This window comes from Streptomyces sp. NPDC001450 (assembly GCF_053597295.1).
In genome coordinates this window covers 72,838-92,840 of the sequence record NZ_JBSFHY010000029.1, presented here as the reverse complement: position 1 = coordinate 92,840, position 20,003 = coordinate 72,838, and the positions used below count along the sequence as shown (strand labels likewise).

Below are 20,003 nucleotides of genomic sequence, written 5' to 3'. Positions count from 1 at the left end.
GGGGTGTCCAGCCTACGACGCTGCCGCTGTGGGCGTCGGAGGCTGTGGACAACTCGGCTGGTCCGGAAGCGGGTGCGGCGAAAAGCCCGGTGCCGGGAAGTCCCGCAGGACTTCCCGGCACCGGGTCTTCCCCCGCAGCCCCCGTGTGCGGTGGCTGTCGGCCGTGCGGCCGTTAGTCGGTCGCGATGGCGTTCAGTACGTTCATCCGGCCCGCCCGGAACGCCGGGATCAGGGCGGCGAACAGGCCCACGAAGGCCGAGCCGATGAAGACGGCGGTGATCGTCGGCCAGGGGATCTCCAGGACCTTCAGGCCCTCCAGCGCGAGGAGCTTCTGGGCGGTCGCCCCCCAGCCCATGCCGAGGCCGAGGCCGAGCAGGGCGCCGAAGACGGCGATCACCACGGACTCCAGGCGGATCATGCGGCGCAGCTGGCGGCGGGAGAGGCCGATCGCCCGCATCAGGCCGATCTCCCGGGTGCGCTCGACCACGGACAGGGCCAGCGTGTTCACCACACCGAGGACCGCGACGATGATCGCGAGGGCCAGGAGGCCGTAGATCATGTTCAGCAGCTGGCCGATCTGGTCCTTCAGCGCCTTCTTGTAGTCGGTCTGGTCACGTACGGTCAGCTCCGGGTGGTCGTCGTGCAGGGCCGCCTTCAGCGCCTTGTAGGCGGCCGCCTGCTGCCCGTCCTCGGCGGTGGCGAAGACCATCACGTCGAGCGGCATGTGGCCGGCGGGCACGTACTTGGCGAGCGTGGCGAGGGAGGTGTACTTGGCGCCCTGGTCGATCACCTCGTCGCTGCTGGTGATCGCGCGGACCGTCAGGTGGGCGGTGGAGCCCTCCTTGAAGGCGACGGTGATCTTCGAGCCGAGGTGGATGCCGTGGGCCTTGGCGAACTTCTCGTGGACGGACATCGAGTCGGGCAGGTAGGCGTCCTTGAGGTTCCCGGCGACGGTCTTCTTGCGCAGGTCGGTCGCGTACGTCGGGTCGGCCGCCGTGATGTCGGTGTCCTTGAGCGTCTGGCCGTCCGGGGTGGTGAAGTCGGCCAGGGCCGGCCGGTACTCGGTGACCCGCGCGAGACCCGGGGTGTCCTTGATGGCCTTGACCGCCTGGGGTGCGATGAGACCGTTCTGCGGGTTGTCCGGCTGGATGATGAAGTCCGTACCGACCGTCTTGTCGAGCTGGTCGGTGGCGGAGGCCACCATGGAGGAGCCGACCACCGACAGGCAGGCCACCAGGGCCAGGCCGATCATCAGGGCGGCGCCGGTGGCGCCGGTGCGGCGCGGGTTGCGCAGCGCGTTGCGCTCGGCCATCCGGCCGACGGGGCCGAAGATCCGCAGCATGACGGCGCCGAGGACGCGGACCAGGCCGCCGGCGAGGAGCGGGCCGATGACGACGAACCCGATCAGGGTGAGGACGACGCCGAGGCCCAGCCAGGACGAGCCGGCCTTGGCCTTGTCTGCGGTGGCGGCCGCGTAGAGGCTCGCGACGCCGGCGCCGGTGAGGACCAGGCCGGTCAGGGCGCGTACGGCGCCTGCCTTGGCGTCGGCCGGGGCGTGCGCGTCGCGCAGGGCGGCCATCGGGGAGATCTTGCCGGCGCGCCGGGCGGGCAGGTAGGCCGCCAGGACGGTGACCACGACACCGAGGAGCAGGCCGGTCACCGGAGTCGTCCAGGCGACCGTCAGGTCATCCGTGGACAGGTGCATGCCCATGGTGCCCATGAGCTTCATCAGGCCGACCGCGATGCCGACGCCCGCGCCGACGCCGAGGACGGAGCCGATCACGCCGAGCAGCAGCGCCTCGATGAGCACGGAGCGGTTGACCTGGCGGCGGGAGGAGCCGATGGCCCGCATCAGGCCGATCTCCCGGGTGCGCTGGGCGACCAGCATCGAGAAGGTGTTGATGATCAGGAAGATGCCGACCAGGAAGGCGATCCCGGCGAAGCCGAGCATCGCGTACTTCATGACGTTCAGGACGCTCTCGACGTCCTTCTGGTTGGCGTCGGCGACCTCCTTGGCGGTCTGCACCTTGTAGCGGTGGCCGAGTGCGGCGGTCACGTCCTGCTTCAGCCGCGCGTCGGTGACGCCCTTGGCGGCGGTGACGTTGACGTTGGTGTACACGCCGGTCCGGCCGACCAGGTTCTGCTGGGCGGTCTTCGTGTCCAGGTAGAAGATCGCCGCGCCGGGGTTGGTGACGGTGAAGGTGGCGATGCCGGACACGCGCGCGTGGTGCGTGCCGAGGACGTTGATCATGCCGATGTCGTCGCCGAGCCTGAGGTGGTGCTTGTCGGCGGTGTCCGCGTCGACCATGACCTGGCCGGGGCCCTTGGGCGCCGTGCCGGAGGTGATCTTCATGGTGCGGGCGTCGTTGCCGTTCCAGCTGCCGACGATGGTGGGCGCGCCGCTGCTGGGCGACAGTTTGTCCTTGTCGGCGTCGACCACGGTCACCGTGGTGGAGAACACCGTGCCTTCGGCCGCCTTGACGCCCTGGGCCCTGCGGATCTCGCCGAGCACGGAGGCAGGCATGACCGGCGGCTTGCCGGTGCGGGAGGTGGTCTGGCCGGTGTCGGAGGAGCTCTTGGCGGTGACCGTCACGTCCGACGAGGTCGCCTGGAACAGGTTGTCGAAGGTGGTGTTCATCGTGTCGGTGAACACCAGGGTGCCGCAGACGAAGGCGACCGACAGCAGCACCGCGATCGCCGACAGCGCCATACGGCCCTTGTGCGCGAGGAAGTTGCGCATCGAGGTCTTCAGGACGGTCATGACGTACGCCCCCGGGCGTCGAAGTCCTTCATGCGGTCCAGGACCTGATCGGCCGTCGGCTGGTACATCTCGTCAACGATCCTGCCGTCCGCGAGGTAGAGCACGCGGTCCGCGTAGGAGGCGGCGACCGGGTCGTGGGTGACCATCACGATGGTCTGGCCCAGCTCGTCCACCGAGCGGCGCAGGAAGCCCAGAACCTCCGCCCCCGCGCGCGAGTCGAGGTTTCCGGTCGGCTCGTCACCGAAGATGATCTCCGGGCGGGCGGCGAGGGCACGGGCCACGGCGACGCGCTGCTGCTGGCCGCCGGAGAGCTGGGTGGGCCGGTGCTTGAGCCGTCCGGCGAGCCCGACGGTCTCCACGACCCGGTCCAGCCACCCCTGGTCCGGCTTGCGGCCCGCGATGTCCATGGGCAGCGTGATGTTCTCGAGCGCGTTGAGCGTCGGCAGCAGGTTGAAGGCCTGGAAGATGAACCCGATCCGGTCCCGGCGCAGCTGGGTGAGCTTCTTGTCCTTCAGGCCGGTTATCTCGGTCTCGTCCAGGTAGATCTGCCCGCTGCTCACGGTGTCGAGGCCGGCGAGGCAGTGCATCAGGGTGGACTTGCCGGACCCCGAGGGGCCCATGATCGCGGTGAACTGGCCGCGGGCGATGTCCACGTCGACGTGGTCCAGGGCGACGACACGGGTCTCGCCGGACCCGTACGCCTTGACGACCTGCCGCGCCCGCGCGGCAACGGCCGTACGCCCTCCAGTTCCCCCGTGCCTGGTAGTGCTCACAGCCGATGTCACGGTATGTCTCCTAAATCGGTCGGCAGGTGTGTCGTCGCGCCCCGGTGTGCCGGAGCGTCATCCTGGGTACGGCGTCGAGTCTCGCGTGCGGCGGGCGTGCCCCGCGCTGGTGCGAAGCCCCCTCTTGTGCGGGGGAAAACCCCACCCCCGCCGGTTCGGTCAACCGCCCCCCGACGGCGTAAAGCCAGATTAAGGACGGCACCCGGCCCGTCTCCTCCTCCGGCGGTACGAACCCTCCCCAGGTCGTAGTACGGAGATACCCCTAGGGGTGGTCCACCGCCGGGTGGAGTCGTTCTCAGGGTCGGCTCCACCCTCCGGCCCAGAAAGCCTCCACCCTCCCGTCGCGTCAGGGTCAAGTCGCACGGGCCGTGGGAAGCTGTCGTACCGGAGATAGGTGCAGGGGGCACGGGAGGGGAATCAGGTGGGGGGTACGACACCCGCGATACGCGACGGCGCCACGACGGAGCAGCGCACCGGCAGGAGGGGCGCGGTCGTCGCCGCGCTGATGCTGTCGATGGCGCTGGCCGCGCTGGACGCCACGATCGTCTCCACCGCCGTACCGCAGATCGTCGGCGACCTCGGCGGGTTCTCCGTCTTCTCCTGGCTGTTCTCCGGCTATCTGCTCGCCGTCACGGTCACCCTGCCCGTCTACGGCAAGCTGTCCGACACCTTCGGCCGCAAGCCGGTCCTGGTCGCGGGCGCCGCCGTGTTCCTGCTGGGCTCGCTGCTGTGCGCCGGCGCGTGGAACATGGGGGCGCTGATCGCGTTCCGGATCGTGCAGGGGCTGGGCGGCGGCGCGTTGCAGGGGACGGTGCAGACGCTGGCCGCCGACCTGTACCCGCTGACGGAGCGCCCGAAGATCCAGGCGAGGCTGTCCACGGTGTGGGCGGTGTCGGCGGTGGCCGGGCCGGGCCTGGGCGGGGTGCTGGCCGCGTACGCCGACTGGCGCTGGATCTTCCTCGTCAACCTGCCGATCGGCGCGGCCGCGTTGTGGCTGATCGTGCGTCATCTGCACGAGCCCGAGCGGGAGAAGGCCGCACGCGCGCGCGTGGACTGGGCGGGCGCGCTCACGGTGTTCGCGTGCGGCGGGGTGCTGCTGACCGCGCTGGTGCAGGGCGGGGTGGCCTGGGCGTGGCTGTCGGCGCCCTCGCTCGCGCTGTTCGGTGCGGGGCTCGCCCTGGTGGGCGTGGTGGTGTGGGTGGAGCGGCGGGCGGCGGAGCCGATCATCCCGGGGTGGGTGTGGCGGCGCCGGACGATCGCGGCCGTCAATCTGGCGTTCGGCGCGCTGGGGCTGCTGATGGTGGCGCCGTCGGTGTTCCTGCCGACGTACGCCCAGTCGGTGCTCGGGCTCGGCCCGGCGGCCGCCGGTCTCGTGCTGTGTGTGTGGACGCTGACCTGGTCGGGGTCGGCGGCGCTCAGCCAGCACGTGTACCGGCGCATCGGCTTCCGGGACACCGCGCTGCTCGGCATCGGCACGGGCGCGCTGGTCCTGCTCGCGTTCCCGTTCCTGCCGTATCCCGGGTCCTGGTGGCAGCCGATGCTGCTGATGCTGGCGCTGGGCGGGGTGCTGGGGCTGTTCCAGCTGCCGCTGATCATCGGGGTGCAGTCGACGGTGGGCTGGTCGGAGCGGGGGACGACGACCGCGTCGGTGCTGTTCTGCCGGCAGACCGGGCAGACCGTGGGCGCCGCCCTGTTCGGCGCCGTCGCCAACGGGGTGCTGGCGGCCAGGCTGGGCGGGGCGGGCGACCTGGAGTCCGTCACGCGCGCGTGGGACGGCGGTACGGCTCCGGAGGCGACGCGGCGGGCGATCGCCGCGGCGGTGCACGCGGTGTACTTCGGCGCGGCCGGCGCGGCGGCGCTGGCCTTCCTGGTGCTGCTGGTGGTGGCGCCGCGAAAGTTTCCGGTGCGGCAGGAGTAGCCGCACGGAAGGCGGCGCTCCGCTCCCCGACCTGACTGGTTAACGCGGGTAACACCCGAGGTCTGACCCGTTTTCACGCAGTAAGCGCATACCGACCGGCCAGTTCGGGGAAAACCCGGCGAGGCCCCCGACCGGCGAGTAGCGTGCGTGACTCCGCTTCCCCCACCCCCCACCTCCCTGCGGTCCGCCGCCACGGACCCGAGCCACGCAAGGAGCCCCGGGATGTCCTACGACCCGCCGCACCCTCCCTCGTACCTCACCTACCCTTGGCAGCCCCCACCCCCCGAACCGCCCCGCCCGCGCCGCACTCCGCCCCGCGAACCCCTCGGCCACCACAGCGACCTGCGCGTGCTGCGCGGCGCCTACCGCTGGCAGCGCCGCACCGCCGCCCTCACCGCGGTCGGCTACTTCACCCTGTTCCTCGTCCTGTCCGCGTTCGCGCCGGACGTCATGACGAGGACGGTCGTCGACGGCATCCCGGCCGGCCTGCTGCTCGCCCTCCTCCAGCTCCCGGTCACCTGGCTGGCGATCGCCCTGTACGAGCACACCGCGCGCCGCCATGTCGACCCGCTCGCGGACCGCATCCGCAAGGAGGCCGAACTGGACGCACGGCGAGGAGCGGCCCAATGACCACCAGCGCCGCCCCCGACCTCTCCGGCTTCACCGGTTTCAGCAGCTCCGCGCAGACCATGTCGCTCGTCGCCTTCTCCGCCGTCGCCACCCTCACCCTGCTGCTGTGCGTGATGGCCGGCCCGGACCGCGACGACCTCGACGAGTTCTACACCGGCTACGGCTCCCTGTCCCCGCTGCGCAACGGCCTGGCCATAGCCGGCGACTACATCTCCGCCGCCACCGTCCTGGGCACCGGCGGGGTGATCGCCCTGTGCGGCTACGACGGTGTCGTGCTCGCCCTCAGCACGGCGCTGTCGCTGATGCTGCTGATGTTCCTGCTGGCCGAACCGCTGCGCAACGCGGGCCGGTTCACCATGGGTGACGCGCTGGCCCGCCGGATGCCGGGCCGCTGTGTGCGGATCACGGCCTGCGCGGTGACGATCGCCTCGCTGCTGCCGCTGATGCTGGTCCAACTCGCCGGCACCGGGCAGCTGATGGCGTTCATCCTCGGCTTCTCGAACGAGTCGCTGAAGACCGGCTGCGTCGTCGGACTCGGCGCACTGATGATCAGTTACGCGGCGATCGGCGGCATGAAGGGCACCGCCCTCATCCAGATCCTGAAGATCGTGATGCTGGTCGGATCGGGCGCCGTGGTCGCCGTACTGATCCTGCGCCGCTTCGACTGGGACCCGGGCGCCCTGTTCGGCGCCGCGGCGCGGCACAGCGGGGCCGGGCCGGCCTTCCTGCGCTCCGGGCTCGAGTTCGCCGGGCACCCGGGCGCCCGCCTGGACATGATCACCTCGGAGCTGACCATCGTGCTCGGCGGCGCCTGCCTGCCGCACATCACCATGCGCATGTACACCGCCTCCAGCGCCCGCCAGGTGCGCCGCTCACTGTCCTGGGCGGTGTCGATCGTGGCGCTGTTCGTGCTGGTCATCACGGTGATCGGGTTCGGCGCCACGGCCCTGGTCGGCCGTGGCGCGATCGCGGCGGCCGACCCGCGGGGCAACACGGCCTATCTGCTGGGCTCGCGGGCGGCGTTCGGCGCCGGCGTGTCGACGACGGAGACCTTCCTGTTCACCATGGTCACCACGGCGATCTTCCTGACCCTGCTCGCCTCGGTGGCCGGGATGATCCTCGCCTGCGCCAACTCCCTCGCCCACGACGTGTTCGCCGCCCGGGTCCAGGAGATGCCGGCCCGCCGGGAGATGACCCTGGCCAGGCTGTCCGCGCTCGCCATAGGCGTCCCGACGATCCTGCTGGCCACCCTGGTGCAGCGCTACAGCCTGCAGCCCCTGGTCACCCTCTCCTTCTGCCTGGGCGCCTCCGCCCTCGCGCCCGCCCTGGTGTACGGCCTCTTCTGGCGCCGCTACACCCGAAGCGGACTGATGAGCACGCTGCTCGGGGGCTCGCTGACCGTGCTACTGCTCATGCCGGGCACCAACCTCGTCTCCGGCTCGCCCGTGTCGGCGTTCCCGCACGCCGACTTCAACTGGTTCCCGTTCACCACGACCGGCATCGTCTCCATCCCGGCAGGCTTCTTCTTCGGCTGGCTGGGCACGGTCGCCTCGGGCCGCCGGAAGGCGGAGGAACAGCGGCGCCAGTACGAGGCCGTGGAGGGATCGATCCTCGCCGGGGCGGTACGCAGAGGCGGTTGACGACGTCCGCGCGGGGGGGCGCGGCCGCTACTCCAGGGTCGCTCTGCCCGTCAGCGAGACGAGGCTGCTGCGCACGTAGTCCATGTGCGCCTGGACGTCGTCCCAGGTCTCGCTGTGCTCGCGCAGCACCCGTTCGGTGTCCAGGGCGATGCGCTCCTCGCGCGCGCGTGCCTCGGCGACGATGTCCGCGGCCCGCACGCACGCCTCCTCCTGACAGCGGCGTGCGAACTCCTCCGCCTCCCCGAGGGCGCGTTCCGCCTCGGACAGGGCGGCCTCGGCGCGGGTGATCCGCTCGGCGTCGCCCGCCTCGAGCGCGGCCGCCCGTTCGGCGTCCTCGCGCTCCGCGGCCGCCCACCGCTCGGCGTCCTCCCGGGACTGCTCGGCGAGCATGCCGATGGTGCGCTGCCGTACCTCCCGCAGCGCGGCGAGCGCCTCCCCGCGCGCTTCCTTCACTTCGAGCCGGGCGCCGACGCGCAGGTCGTCGGCCTCCGCGCGCGCCGCGAGGAGACACTGGCGGGCGCGTTCATCGGCGTCCGCGCGGAGCGCGTCCGCCGCTTGCCGCGCCTCCTCGCGCAGCCCTTGGGCGTGCGCCTCGGCCTCCGCGACCTGCTCATGCGCTTCGCGCCGCGCGCGGTCGCGGATGTCCGCCTCCTCCTGCAACGCGAGCTGGTAGAGGCGCTGCGCCTGCTCCCCGAGGGTCTCGTAGGTCTGCGGGGCGAGCTGCGCGACCACCTCACGCAGCCGCTCGGCCTCCGCGCCCATGTCCTTGGCGAGCACGGTCAGCCGCGCGGCGCGCTCCCACGCGGCGTCCCGGTCCAGTGACAGCGCCTCCATGAACGCGTCGACCTGATCGGGGCGGTAGGCGCGCCCCCGGACAGTCGGGAAACCGTGCGGCGTCGTCGATGCGCTGCTCACCCTGCGAACCCCTCTCCACCGGACACACACGACAGGATGATTGTGGCGCACATCCTGATGGATCGGGCGCAAGGGGGCATAACGCGACACTCCGCAGACATGTCACGGTCGAAATCCCGCCACATGTCGCACTACGCGATCAGTACGACTCCCCGGGGCCGTCCATGAGGCGTTCCGTGATTGTCTGCCCTGCTGCAGCGCGCTGTTCACAGCGGCCACGGACGTCTCCAGCTGACCCGCGACCTCGGCGGCGGAGAACTACAGCACCTCGCGCAGCACCAGGACAGCCCGACGCCGCGGCGGCAGCGGCTGCAACGCGGCCACCAGTGCGAGCCTGAGATCCGCGCGCGCCTCCACGTCGAACCGCGCCTCGGGCAACGGCTCCAGCCAGGGGATGTCGAGCGCCGGCGTGAGCGGCGCACGCGGATCCTCGCCCGGTGCCCCGGGCCCGACGGCAGCGGGCAACGCGTGCGGCCCCTCGATCGAGGGGCCGTCAGGCAGGCGTTGGTCGTGATCCGGTACAGCCAGGTCCGCACGGAGGCGCGCACGGAGTCGTACCGGTCCCGGGCCTTCCAGGCCCGCAGCATCGTCTCCTGCGTCACGTCCTCGGCTTCGTGGAACGAGCCCGGCATGCGGTAGCAGTACGCCACCAGCCCAGCCCGGAACGGCGCCAAGTCCACGCGCCCGTCATGCCCTTCACGCGCGCGCGTGAAGGGCATGACGCGATCGGACTCCGCAGGCGCGGACTACAGCAGCCCGTCCCACATCTGCTCCAGCAGCACCGACCACCAGCTCTCCGGCGAACCGAGCGCCGCCGGGTCCAGGGAGGCCAGCTGGGCCTGGAAGTCGACGGTCCAGCGGCCCGCCTGCTCCTGGTTCAGCCCGAACCTGAGCCGCCACATCCGGCCCAGCAGCGCCAGGCAGCGCGCGAACTCCGGCAGCCCGGAGTTCACGAACTGCGGCGGCACCGGCCCACCGCCCGGACCCGCCTCCACGGGCACCGCGACGATGTTCGCCGTCCCGTACTGCACACAGATCGCCCGGCCGAAGTCCGTGCCCATCACCAGGTACGAGCCCGCGTCCGAGGCCGGCTGCACCCCGCGCTCGGCCGCCAGCTCCGCCAGCGTCGGCACCGGACGGCCCGGCTGGGCCTGCGCCCAGAAGAACGGGGCCATGTCCACCGGCAGCCCGGCCACCACCAGCGTGTGCGCCACGATCGGCGGCACACCCTGCCGGGACACCGCCTGCTGCTCGAACCGGAAGACCCCCAGCCCGAACGCCGCCGCCAGCTCCTGCGCGATGCCCTCCGGCGGGACGGGCGGCGTGCCCTGCACCGGCGGCAGCGGCGCCCGCACCGGCGCCGGCCGCGCGGGACCGTCCGCCACCTGGTGCAGCTCGCCCTGGTGCGCCAGCAACTGCTGCATGCCCTGCTGCCGGCTCGCGTGATCCGTGCCGTACGGCGCGATGCTCGTGATCCGCGCCTGCGGCCACTGCTCCCGGATCATCCGCGCGCAGTACGCACCCGGCAGCTCGCACGACTCCAGCTCCGTGTGCAGCTCCAGCACCTGGTCCGGCGGTACGTTCATCGCCCGCAGCTCGTGGAAGATCTGCCACTCCGGGTGCGGCGTACCCGGCGCCGAACGCCGGATCAGCTGCTGCTCGGAACCGTCCTGGGCGCGGTAGCGCAGCACGGCCTGATAGCCCGGGCCCACCGTCGGCTGCCCCTGCTGCGGGTAGCCGTACGCCGGAGGCTGCCCCGGCACGGGCCCGCCCGGCGGCGGCATCGCGCCCGGCGGCACAGCACCCGGCTGCACCGGCTGCGGGGCACCCGGGGCGCCGGGCGGCATACCGGGAGCGCCGGGGGCGGGCGGCGGCGGGGGCGCGCCGGGGCCGCCCACGGGAGGCGCGGCCAGCACGGTCTCCGCATGGTGCACAGCGCCGCGCCCGCCTCCGGAAGCCCCGGGGGCGCCCGGAGGCTGGGGTGCTCCGGGGGCGCCTGCGGGCTGCGGTGCGCCGGGGGCGGGAGGCATGCCCGGGGCGCCCGGAGCCGCGGGAGCGCCGGGCGGGTGCGGCAGGCCCGGGGCGCCCGGAGGCTGCGGCGCGCCCGCTCCCATCTGATTCGGGTCGGCCAGCATCGTGGCCGCGTGGTGCACGTTGCCCGGAGGCGTGCCACCGGGAACGCCCGGCGCACCAGGCGGGTTGGGAGCGCCCGGCGCGTTCGGGACGGCGCCCGGCGCCTGCGCCGCACCCGCGCCTCCCGGCCCACCGGGAACGCCCGGAGCACCAGGAACGCCCGGCCCCGCAGGCCCCTCGGGCCCGAGCGCCGACACCAGCTGCGTCGGCACGTACCCGCCCGCCGGCGCGCCCGGAGCACCGGGCGCGGGCGGCGGAGGCGTGCTCCCGGGGCGTGCGCCCGGCGTACCCGGAGCACCGGGAGCACCCGGCGGAGGAGGCGGCGCACCCAGTCCACCGCGCGCCTTGCGCGGCGGCGGTGCGGCCTTGCTCGTCGCGGCGTCCGCGATGTCCCCGGCATGCGGCGCGAGCGGACGCCCCGGAGTCCCAGGCCCCGCCGGAGGCTGCGGCGCGTTCGGGACAGCGCCCGGCGCCTGCGGATACCCGTACCCGGGAACAGCCGGCGGACCACCGGGCGCGCCCGGCGCGCCCGGGCCCTGCGGGTAGCCGTACTGCGAAGCGCCCGAAGGCGGCGGCGTGCTGCCCTGCGGAGCACCCGGCGCGCCAGGCCCCACAGGGGGCGCGGGCGGAGTGCCGGGCGCCGGGGAGTAGGCGGGCGCGCCCGACGGGGGCGTGCCCGGTGCCGCCGGACCCTGCGGGTAGCCGTACTGCGAGGCGCCCGGAGGCGGCGGCGGAGGCGTGCTGCCCTGCGGAGCACCCGGCATACCCGGCACACCCGGAGCAGCGGGCGCCCCGGGCACACCAGGCGCCCCCGGAGCACCACCCGAGGCGGGCGCACCGCCCTGCGCTCCCGGCGGGAAGTTCTGCGCTCCCGGCGCTCCCGGCGCGTTCGACCCGTCGAGCGCCGGCGCCACCGCCGTCGGCGGCAGCTGGCTGCCCCCAGACATCAGCGCCGTCTTCGCGTCCGGCGCCACCGCCGGCGGCCGCGGAGCCTCGACGTCCGCATCGCTCAACGGCGGCGCGAACACCGTCGCGGGCAACGGCACCGAACGGTCCTCACCCGCATCCGCGTTGGTGTCCGTACCGGCCCACGGCGTAGCTCCCTCGGGCACCTCCGCCGCAATCGGCGCCCCACCAGGCGCACCCACCCCCGGCACACCGGCAGCGGCAGCAGCAGCGCCCGCCCCGGCGGCCGGCCACGACGCACCACTCCCGGACCCACCGGCCGTACCCGCACCGTCCGTTCCAGCCCGGCCGTCGGCAGCCGCAGGCACCCCGGCCTGCGTCTCGGCAAGCGCCCCGCCCCCGACGAAACCCCCACCCACAGAACCGGACCCGGCACCAGCACCGGAGCCGGCCGCAGCCGCAGCCGCAGCGTCCTGCGCCGCCCCCGCCCGACGATCCGGAATCCCCAGCTTGTCCGCCGCCTCCTGCAACCACTCCGGCGGACTCAACAGGAACGACGTCTGGTTCAGGTCCACCCGGGCAGCCGCCGGCGCCGGCACCGCGTCCTCGACCTCGGCGCGGCCGTACTCCTCCTCGTACCGGCGGATCACCTCACCCACCGGCAACGCCGGCCACAAGGTCGCCTCACCGCTGTCCCGGGCGATCACCAGCCGCTGCGCGCCCGCGTCCGAACGCGGGCCCTCCGCACGGTCCTCGCCCCACACCACGAAGCCCAGCTCGAACTCCCGCACCCGCACCTCACGATGCTGGTACGCGGGAACGTCACCGTTGATCCACTCCTCGGCGCGCTCCTGCGCCTGCGCAAACGTCACCATCGCGAAGCTCACTCCCCCGCCGAAGACACCGGAACGGCACGCGCGAAACCGCCGTCCACCATCAGGTTCGCCACCGTCTCCAACTCCGGCGGATTGCCGGCCAGCCGCGCCAGGAAGGCGTCGAAGTCGTCACCGCACGGCAGCAACAACCGCTCCACCCGCTCCGCCGGCGACCACGACGGATCCACGTCCCGCGCATCGTCGTACGCGCAGAACCACACCGAACCGGCCCGCTCGCCCTTCACCTTCACCGCGAGCAGACCACCCTGCACGAAACCGACGCCCAGGTAATCCTTCGTCAGATGGTCACGCAGACACTTGTTCACGTACACCAGGTCATTGACCGCCGCCTCGTCCCGCACCGTGAAGAACGGCTGATCCACCAACAGCCCCAGCTCGGCGTCCAGCGCCGCACCCACCGGCGCGGCACCACCCGCCGCCTTCAGGAACGAACGGTAGGCACCCGGCAGGCGGTAGCCCAGGTCCTCCTCCACGCCCTGAACCTGCGACTCCGTCACGGCCACACCCGACTTCGACAGCCCGAAGTGCGCCGGACGCGTCTCCTGCAACGGCCGCGTACCCCGCTTGCCCTGGTCCACCCGCGCCGTCGCCACCCCACCGTGATGCCGCAGCAACGCCTTCACCTCGACCGGAACCAACTCCAGCCGCCGCGAACCCACCACGTGATGCCACGTCCAGCCGTGCGGCGTCGCCACCGCAGGCACCGTGTCCCACAACTCGTGCCCCGACGCCGCGAGAGCCGCGTTCGCCGACACGTAGTCCGTCAGCCGCAACTCGTCGACGCCGAAACCCTCCGGCGGATCGGCGATCTCCGCCGCCGCACGCGCGTACGGCGAGAAATCCGGGTAACCGCGCTCGTCGATCCGTACCCCTCTCGGGTGACGTGCCGCCCGGACCGGATCCGGGAAGTGCACGACCTGCCCGGCATAGGCCGCGTTCGGCGGCGCGGCTTGCTGCCCGAGCCGACCTGTCGTCATGGCGGTTGCCCCCTGCGGCGTTCTCTCTGGCCTGAACGGCGGTGTCGATCGCGGATGGCGACAGCCTATGCGGTACACGAACCCCGGTCACCGGCCCTCCACCTCACTCCTGCACTTCCCACCTCCCCTTTCGTGACCAGCCGTCACCCCGTCGTGACAGCCCGCCCAAACCCGGGCGTGTCGCACCGCCCCAGCTTCCGCACCAGCCACGGCATTTGGCACTCTGTGTCCTTCGGGGGGATGCCCGGGGAGGGGAAGACGATCATGAATACCTTGCAGACCGGAGGTAACGACGTGCGGGCCGGCGACCCTCGCATCGGCTGGAGCGGCACCGACACACCCCCCGCCCCCACCCTCCTGCACCGCCGCGACGGCATCCTCCCCACCGTCGCCGCCGCCCTCTCCGTACGCGGCTCCACCCTCACCGGCACCGCCGCCCGCGGCGACCAGCCCCCACCCCTCCACCCCCTCGTCCAGGACTTCCTCGACACCCTCACCAGCACCCAACGCGACCGCTTCACCGGCCGCTGCGCCGAAACCATCCTCATCTCACGGCACATCGCCGCCGCCGACGCCACCCGCAGCAAACGCGCCGCCCGCAAACCCATGACCAACGGCGAAGCCCGCAGAGCCCTCAAACAGGCCAAACTCACCGCCCGCCGCATACGCGAGGACGGCGACCCCCTCCACGGCAGCTTCGCCACCCCCTGCCGCGCCTGCACCGCCCTCAGCGCCCACTTCGGCGTCCGCATCGTCGACCCGACCACCACCGACAACTGACGCCCCGGCCCGCCCCGGCACCGACCAGAACCACCCAGCCGGCCCGAGCCGGCACGACGATCGAAGGGCCGATGCACCCCGACCGCACCTCGTCCACCCGCTTCCCCGTACCCGTCGACGCCGCCCTGCGCGCCGCCGGCTGGCAACCCGGACGCTGGGACATAAAGCAGGCAGAGATCTGGGCCGACACCCTGCGCGAACACACCTCACCCGCCGGACACCGGCACACCGTCTTCCCCGCCGCCGTCGAAGCCTGGGCCGAATTCGGCGGCCTCCACATCAAACCCAACGGCCCCGGCCGCCAGGTCGCCCCCGCCACCCTCCACCTCGACCCGCTGCACGGCCTCCACCACGCCCGCACCCTCGGCGACCTCGGCCGCGCCCTCGGCACCGAAGTCAGCCCCCTCGGCGAGGAAGCCGACACCTCGGCCCTCCTCGCCATCGACACCGAAGGCCGCGTCTACACCCTCGACCACACCGGCGACTGGTACGTCGGCCCCGACATCGACCACGCCCTGTCCACCCTCATCGCCGGCACAGCACCCGTACGCCTCACCGTCGCCTGAGCCACCCCGCACGACACCCGCGCACCACACACACCACAGCGCCGGCCCACCGCATCACCACGGACACGGCACCGGCGCACCACGCACCCGGCCTACACCGCCGGAATCACCGCCGACACCCGGAAACCCCCCACATCCGTCGGCCCCGAAACAAACACACCACCCAGCGCGACGACCCGCTCCCGCATCCCCACCAGGCCGTTACCACCCGACGGCAACCGCGCCGCCGACGCCGACCCGGGCTCCGGCGGCTCGTTCTCCACCTGCATCGCGATCTCCACCCCCCGATGCGCCAGCCGCACATACGTCTTGGCGCCCGCCGCATGCTTGTGGACGTTCGTCAACGCCTCCTGCACCACCCGGTACGCCGTCTGCTCGACCTCCGGCGCATACACCCGCACCTCCCCCTCGACCGACAGATCCACCACCATCCCGGCCGCCGCCGACTGCCCGACCAACTCCTCCAGCTCCGACAGACACGGCCCGTCCCCAGCCGCCTCCTCGGCAACCGCCTCCGACACCGCCTTCGCGGCCGCCACCGCGGCCAACGGCAGCGACGCCGCACGCCGCTCCGCACCATCACCGGCCCGCAGCACCCCGAGCATCTCCCGCAACTCGGTCAACGCCTGCCGCCCCATGTCCCCCACCAGCGCCGCGTTCCGCACGGCCTTCTCGGGATCCTTCCGCGCCACCGCCTGCAACGCCGCCGCGTGCACCACCATCAGACTCACCCGATGCGCGACCACGTCATGCATCTCCCGAGCGATCCGCGTCCGCTCCTCGCCACGCGCCCACTCGGCCCGCTCCTCCGCCCGCTCCGCGAGCAACTGAAGCTCCCGCTCCAGACTGTCCGCCCGCTCCCGCAGACTCTCCATCAACCGACGCCGCGCCCCCACGTACAACCCCAGCAGCACCGGCGGAGCCGTCAGCCCCAGAGACGTCGTGATCGAAGCGAACGGTACAAACCAGTCACCCAGGGTCAGATCGCCCCGCGCCATGTCCTGCCGCACCCGCACGAACGTCACGATCATCGTGCCCAGCAACGACATCCCCGCCAGCGCCACGATGATCCGCCGCGGCAACTCGCACGCCGCCAGCGTGTACAGGCCGACGATGCCCATCAGGAAACCCATCTGGGCCGGCGTGATCGCGATCGCGACCAGCACGACGGCGATCGGCCACTTCCTGCGCACCAGCAGGACCGAACCGGCGATCAAGCCGAAAACGGCCCCCACCGACGCCGGGATCCCCGCATCCCGCGCGAACGGAATCCCCTCCGCGCCGCACTCCACGGCGGACACCAGCGCGAGACTCCCGTCGAGCACCGCACTGCGCCGCCTGGTCCACCACCATGGGCCGGTCAGGGCCCCGGCATGCTCTTCCCCCGTCGCGGTCATGCCTCCAGCCTACGGGCGCGGGCAACGGCAGTTCCGGTGACTTTCGCCTACCGGCACGGACCACACCTCGTAATCGAATGGCATCGAAACCCGCCGGTATCCCTCGAACTACTGAACGTCACCTGTTCACACCCGGAAGCCAACATTCCGCCCGGACGGTACGCGCATGACACATTCACCGGGCAAGAGCGGCAAGTACGAGGACTTCGAGGGGTTGCGGGAGCGAGCGGTCGCGTTGCGACGGGAAGGGCTCAGCCGACGGCAGATCCGGGACCGGCTGCGCGTCGACAACGACGATATCCTCAACCGGCTGCTGGAGGGGGAGCCGCCTCCGGAGTGGACGAAGCGGCCGAACGCGAAGGACGACCTGCGGGAGAAGGCGCGGGAGCTGCGGCTCCAGGGGTGGACTTACGACCAGATCCAGGTCGCGCTGGGCTGCTCGAACATGAGCTGGCGATGCGGGACGAGGAGCGCCAGCGAACCAAGACGGTCGCAGCGCAGCAGATCGGCGAGATGTCCGACCGCGACCTGTTCATGGCAGGCGTCGCGCTCTACTGGGCCGAAGGCTCCAAGGACAAGCCTTACGACCGACGCGAGAACGTCATCTTCGTCAACAGTGACCCAGGAGTCATCGAGCTCTACCTGGCGTGGCTGGACCTGCTGGGCGTAGCACGGGACCGTCTTCGATACAACGTCATGATCCACGAAACCGCCGACGCGACCAGCGCCGAGCGCTACTGGGCCAACCTCGTCGGCGCCGACCACTCTGCCTTTAACAAGACGACCCTCAAGAAGCACAACCCAAAGACCGTCCGCAAGAACGTGGGTGAGAATTACCGGGGTTGTCTCACGGTCCGCGTGTCGCAGGGTGCCGACTTGTACCGGCGCATCGAGGGGTGGTGGTCCGGGATGGTGGTAGCAGCGAAACAGCGAACCACGTAGGCTGGCCCCCGCACTCCCCCGTGGTGTAATCGGCAACACACTCCGCTTTGGACGGTGTATTTCAGGTTCGAGTCCTGGCGGGGGAGCCATGCTCGGTTCGGGCCCTGACTGCACAGTCAGGGCCCGCTCTCATATCCCCCCAACCCCACCCCGGTATCCTTCGGCTGTCACCCACACCCATCCAGAGCCGAAGGGCAACCCCGTGAGCGCCATTCGCCCGGCAGCCGTCGTCGTTCTCGCAGCGGGTGAGGGCACCCGTATGAAGTCGGCCACACCGAAGGTCCTGCACCAGATCTGCGGCCGTTCCCTGGTGGGCCATGTGCTGGCCGCCGCCCGCGAGTTGGACCCCGCGAACCTGGTCGTCGTCGTGGGCCACGCCCGTGAGCAGGTCACCGCGCACCTGACCGAGATCGACCCCGGTGTGCGCACGGCGGTGCAGGCGCAGCAGAACGGCACGGGGCACGCCGTACGCATGGCGCTGGAAGAGCTGGGCGGGGCTGTCGAGGGGACCGTCGTGGTCGTGTGCGGGGACACGCCTCTTCTCGCCGCCGACACGCTCCAGCGGCTCGCCGCGACCCACACTGCCGACGGCAACGCCGTGACCGTGCTGACCGCCGAGGTCCCGGACGCGACCGGTTACGGCCGTATCGTGCGCGACGAGGCGAGCGGTGCCGTGACCGCGATCGTGGAGCACAAGGACGCCACCGAGGTCCAGCGGGCGATCCGGGAGATCAACAGCGGGGTGTTCGCCTTCGACGGGCAGTTGCTCTCGGACGCGCTGAAGAAGGTGCGGACGGACAACAGTCAGGGTGAGGAGTACCTGACGGACGTGCTCGGGATTCTGCGGGAGGCCGGGCATCGGGTGGGGGCGTCGGTCGCCGCCGATCACCGGGAGATCGCCGGTATCAACAACCGTGTCCAGCTCGCCGAGGCCCGTCGCATTCTCAACGACCGGCTGCTGACTCGCGCGATGCTCGACGGCGTGACCGTCGTGGACCCGGCCACCACCTGGGTCGACGTGACCGTGACCTTCGAGCAGGACGCTCTCGTCCATCCGAACACGCAGCTGACCGGTTCGACGCACCTCGGTGAGGGTGCGGAGGTCGGGCCGAACAGCCGGCTGAAGGACACCCGGGTGGGTGCGGGGGCTCGTGTGGACAACACGGTGTCGGACGGTGCGCGGATCGGTGAGCAGGCGTCCGTGGGGCCGTTCGCGTACCTGCGGCCGGGTACGCGTCTGGGTCTCAAGGCCAAGATCGGTACGTATGTGGAGACGAAGAACGCGTCGATCGGTGAGGGGACGAAGGTTCCGCATCTGTCGTACGTGGGTGATGCGACGATCGGTGACTTCACGAACATCGGTGCCGCGAGTGTGTTCGTGAACTACGACGGTGAGAACAAGCACCACACGACGGTCGGGTCGCACTGCAAGACAGGTTCGGACAACATGTTTGTGGCTCCTGTCACGGTCGGGGACGGTGCTTACACTGCCGCCGGGTCCGTGATCACGAAGGATGTGCCGCCCGGTTCGCTGGCCGTGGCCCGTGGTCAGCAGCGGAATATCGAGGGCTGGGTGGCCCGGAAGCGTCCTGGGAGTGCGTCCGCGAAGGCGGCTGAGGCGGCGTCCCGGAGGGGCGAGGGCGAGGGCTGACCGGAAACGGGTGCGCCAAACACGGCGTACCGTGATAAGTGCACATCCGCACAAGTGCATACCCGCTGCTGAGACACCTCTGAGGAGACAGTGCTGTGACCGGGATCAAGACGACCGGCGAGAAGAAGTTGATGTTCTTCTCCGGCCGCGCCCACCCCGAGCTTGCCGAGGAGGTCGCCCAGCAGCTGGGTGTCGGGGTTGTCCCGACGAAGGCCTTCGACTTCGCCAATGGCGAGATCTACGTCCGTTACCAGGAGTCGGCTCGTGGTGCGGACTGCTTCCTGATCCAGAGCCACACGGCTCCGATCAACAAGTGGATCATGGAGCAGCTGATCATGATCGACGCGCTGAAGCGTGCTTCGGCGCGGTCCATCACGGTCATCGTGCCGTTCTACGGTTACGCGCGGCAGGACAAGAAGCACCGGGGTCGTGAACCGATCTCGGCGCGTCTGATCGCGGATCTGATGAAGACGGCGGGTGCCGACCGGATCCTGACGGTGGATCTGCACACGGACCAGATCCAGGGCTTCTTCGACGGGCCGGTGGACCACCTGTTCGCGCTTCCGCTGCTGGCGGACTACGTGGGCGGCAAGGTGGACCGGGACAAGCTGACGGTGGTGTCTCCGGACGCGGGTCGGGTGCGGGTGGCGGACCGTTGGTGCGACCGGTTGGGTGCGCCGCTCGCGATCGTGCACAAGCGGCGTGACAAGGACGTGGCGAACCAGGTGACCGTCCACGAGGTCGTGGGTGAGGTCAAGGGCCGGGTGTGTGTGCTGGTGGACGACATGATCGACACCGGTGGCACGATCTGTGCGGCTGCGGACGCGCTGTTCGCGCATGGTGCGGAGGACGTCATCGTGACGGCGACGCACGGTGTGCTGTCGGGTCCGGCTGCGGACCGGCTGAAGAACTCGCGGGTGAGTGAGTTCGTGTTCACGAACACGCTGCCGACGCCGGGTGAGCTGAGTGCGGATCTGGACAAGATCACGGTGCTGTCGATCGCTCCGACGATCGCGAGTGCGGTGCGTGAGGTGTTCGAGGACGGGTCTGTGACCAGCCTCTTCGACGAGCAGTGAGGTTTCTGCAGGCCCTCCTGGCGGGCTAGC

At 71.5% G+C, this 20,003-nt stretch carries 14 protein-coding genes, 1 tRNA gene and 2 pseudogenes; 9 read left to right on the top strand and 8 right to left on the bottom strand.

The genetic code is table 11. The features are described from left to right. Positions 1-172 precede the first annotated feature (172 nt). Positions 173-2,761, bottom strand: a complete 2,589-nt coding sequence (locus ACWC5O_RS28730) for an ABC transporter permease (protein WP_450590063.1) — start codon at positions 2,759-2,761, stop codon at positions 173-175. After that, a complete protein-coding gene (locus ACWC5O_RS28725) occupies positions 2,758-3,546 on the bottom strand; it encodes an ABC transporter ATP-binding protein (protein WP_393471598.1) in 789 nt (262 codons plus the stop codon). The genes ACWC5O_RS28730 and ACWC5O_RS28725 overlap by 4 nt, the downstream gene beginning before the upstream one ends. Positions 3,547-3,967: 421 nt before the next feature. Between ACWC5O_RS28725 and ACWC5O_RS28720 the strand changes: the two genes are divergently transcribed. The 3 genes from ACWC5O_RS28720 (at position 3,968) to ACWC5O_RS28710 (ending at position 7,734) form a co-directional block, all read left to right on the top strand. Beyond that, positions 3,968-5,464 (top strand): MFS transporter, encoded by a 1,497-nt coding sequence (locus ACWC5O_RS28720; protein ID WP_450590062.1) that lies wholly within the window; start codon positions 3,968-3,970, stop codon positions 5,462-5,464. A 222-nt stretch (positions 5,465-5,686) separates the two neighbouring features. Beyond that, a complete protein-coding gene (locus ACWC5O_RS28715) occupies positions 5,687-6,094 on the top strand; it encodes a DUF485 domain-containing protein (protein WP_450590061.1) in 408 nt (135 codons plus the stop codon). Next, positions 6,091-7,734: a sodium/solute symporter gene (locus ACWC5O_RS28710; protein ID WP_450590060.1), complete on the top strand. Its 1,644-nt coding sequence runs from the start codon at positions 6,091-6,093 to the stop codon at positions 7,732-7,734. The genes ACWC5O_RS28715 and ACWC5O_RS28710 overlap by 4 nt, the downstream gene beginning before the upstream one ends. 27 nt (positions 7,735-7,761) lie before the next feature. Here the strand turns inward: ACWC5O_RS28710 and ACWC5O_RS28705 are convergent, their stop codons facing one another. The 5 genes and pseudogenes from ACWC5O_RS28705 to ACWC5O_RS28685 form a co-directional block, all read right to left on the bottom strand. After that, positions 7,762-8,649 (bottom strand): cellulose-binding protein, encoded by an 888-nt coding sequence (locus ACWC5O_RS28705; protein ID WP_450590059.1) that lies wholly within the window; start codon positions 8,647-8,649, stop codon positions 7,762-7,764. Between the two features lie 258 nt (positions 8,650-8,907). Further along, positions 8,908-9,114 (bottom strand): hypothetical protein, encoded by a 207-nt coding sequence (locus ACWC5O_RS28700; protein ID WP_450590094.1) that lies wholly within the window; start codon positions 9,112-9,114, stop codon positions 8,908-8,910. A 62-nt stretch (positions 9,115-9,176) separates the two neighbouring features. Next, positions 9,177-9,281, bottom strand: a pseudogene (locus ACWC5O_RS28695) (sigma factor); the annotation flags it as partial. Between the two features lie 114 nt (positions 9,282-9,395). Further along, positions 9,396-12,563: an SUKH-4 family immunity protein gene (locus ACWC5O_RS28690; RefSeq protein ID WP_450590058.1), complete on the bottom strand. Its 3,168-nt coding sequence runs from the start codon at positions 12,561-12,563 to the stop codon at positions 9,396-9,398. An 8-nt stretch (positions 12,564-12,571) separates the two neighbouring features. Continuing rightward, on the bottom strand, positions 12,572-13,561 hold the full coding sequence (locus ACWC5O_RS28685; RefSeq protein WP_450590091.1) for an SMI1/KNR4 family protein: 990 nt from the start codon (positions 13,559-13,561) through the stop codon (positions 12,572-12,574). 264 nt (positions 13,562-13,825) lie between these two features. Here ACWC5O_RS28685 and ACWC5O_RS28680 point away from each other — a divergent pair, with 264 nt between their 5' ends. Then, positions 13,826-14,341 (top strand): YwqJ-related putative deaminase, encoded by a 516-nt coding sequence (locus ACWC5O_RS28680; protein ID WP_450590057.1) that lies wholly within the window; start codon positions 13,826-13,828, stop codon positions 14,339-14,341. A 71-nt stretch (positions 14,342-14,412) separates the two neighbouring features. Next, positions 14,413-14,907 carry an SUKH-3 domain-containing protein gene (locus ACWC5O_RS28675; RefSeq protein WP_450590056.1) on the top strand — a complete coding sequence of 165 codons (495 nt, stop codon included), beginning with the start codon at positions 14,413-14,415 and terminating at the stop codon, positions 14,905-14,907. Positions 14,908-14,999: 92 nt separating this feature from the next. On the opposite strand, the gene ACWC5O_RS28670 is transcribed toward ACWC5O_RS28675, so the two are convergent. Beyond that, the gene (locus tag ACWC5O_RS28670) at positions 15,000-16,304 is read right to left on the bottom strand and encodes a sensor histidine kinase (protein WP_450590055.1); all 1,305 of its coding nucleotides are present in this window, start codon (positions 16,302-16,304) and stop codon (positions 15,000-15,002) included. Positions 16,305-16,470: 166 nt separating this feature from the next. On the opposite strand from ACWC5O_RS28670, the pseudogene ACWC5O_RS28665 reads away from it, so the two are divergent. The 4 genes and pseudogenes from ACWC5O_RS28665 (at position 16,471) to ACWC5O_RS28650 (ending at position 19,973) form a co-directional block, all read left to right on the top strand. After that, positions 16,471-17,246 (top strand): annotated as a pseudogene (locus tag ACWC5O_RS28665) (hypothetical protein). A gap of 14 nt (positions 17,247-17,260) precedes the next feature. Then, positions 17,261-17,335: transfer RNA gene (locus ACWC5O_RS28660), tRNA-Gln, on the top strand. Positions 17,336-17,448: 113 nt separating this feature from the next. Next, complete coding sequence (gene glmU, locus ACWC5O_RS28655) at positions 17,449-18,897, top strand: bifunctional UDP-N-acetylglucosamine diphosphorylase/glucosamine-1-phosphate N-acetyltransferase GlmU (protein WP_450590054.1); 1,449 nt, start codon at positions 17,449-17,451, stop codon at positions 18,895-18,897. Between the two features lie 95 nt (positions 18,898-18,992). Beyond that, positions 18,993-19,973, top strand: a complete 981-nt coding sequence (locus ACWC5O_RS28650) for a ribose-phosphate diphosphokinase (RefSeq protein WP_450590053.1) — start codon at positions 18,993-18,995, stop codon at positions 19,971-19,973. Positions 19,974-20,003: the final 30 nt, after the last annotated feature.

What these genes read in the sequence shown, in the direction of transcription:
- ACWC5O_RS28730 (WP_450590063.1), bottom strand. Translation starts at nt 2,761, where the DNA reads ATGACCGTCCTGAAGACCTCGATGCGCAACTTCCTCGCGCACAAGGGC.
- ACWC5O_RS28715 (WP_450590061.1), top strand. Translation starts at nt 5,687, where the DNA reads ATGTCCTACGACCCGCCGCACCCTCCCTCGTACCTCACCTACCCTTGG.
- ACWC5O_RS28710 (WP_450590060.1), top strand. Translation starts at nt 6,091, where the DNA reads ATGACCACCAGCGCCGCCCCCGACCTCTCCGGCTTCACCGGTTTCAGC.
- ACWC5O_RS28690 (WP_450590058.1), bottom strand. Translation starts at nt 12,563, where the DNA reads ATGGTGACGTTTGCGCAGGCGCAGGAGCGCGCCGAGGAGTGGATCAAC.
- ACWC5O_RS28685 (WP_450590091.1), bottom strand. Translation starts at nt 13,561, where the DNA reads ATGACGACAGGTCGGCTCGGGCAGCAAGCCGCGCCGCCGAACGCGGCC.
- ACWC5O_RS28680 (WP_450590057.1), top strand. Translation starts at nt 13,826, where the DNA reads ATGAATACCTTGCAGACCGGAGGTAACGACGTGCGGGCCGGCGACCCT.
- ACWC5O_RS28675 (WP_450590056.1), top strand. Translation starts at nt 14,413, where the DNA reads ATGCACCCCGACCGCACCTCGTCCACCCGCTTCCCCGTACCCGTCGAC.
- ACWC5O_RS28670 (WP_450590055.1), bottom strand. Translation starts at nt 16,304, where the DNA reads ATGACCGCGACGGGGGAAGAGCATGCCGGGGCCCTGACCGGCCCATGG.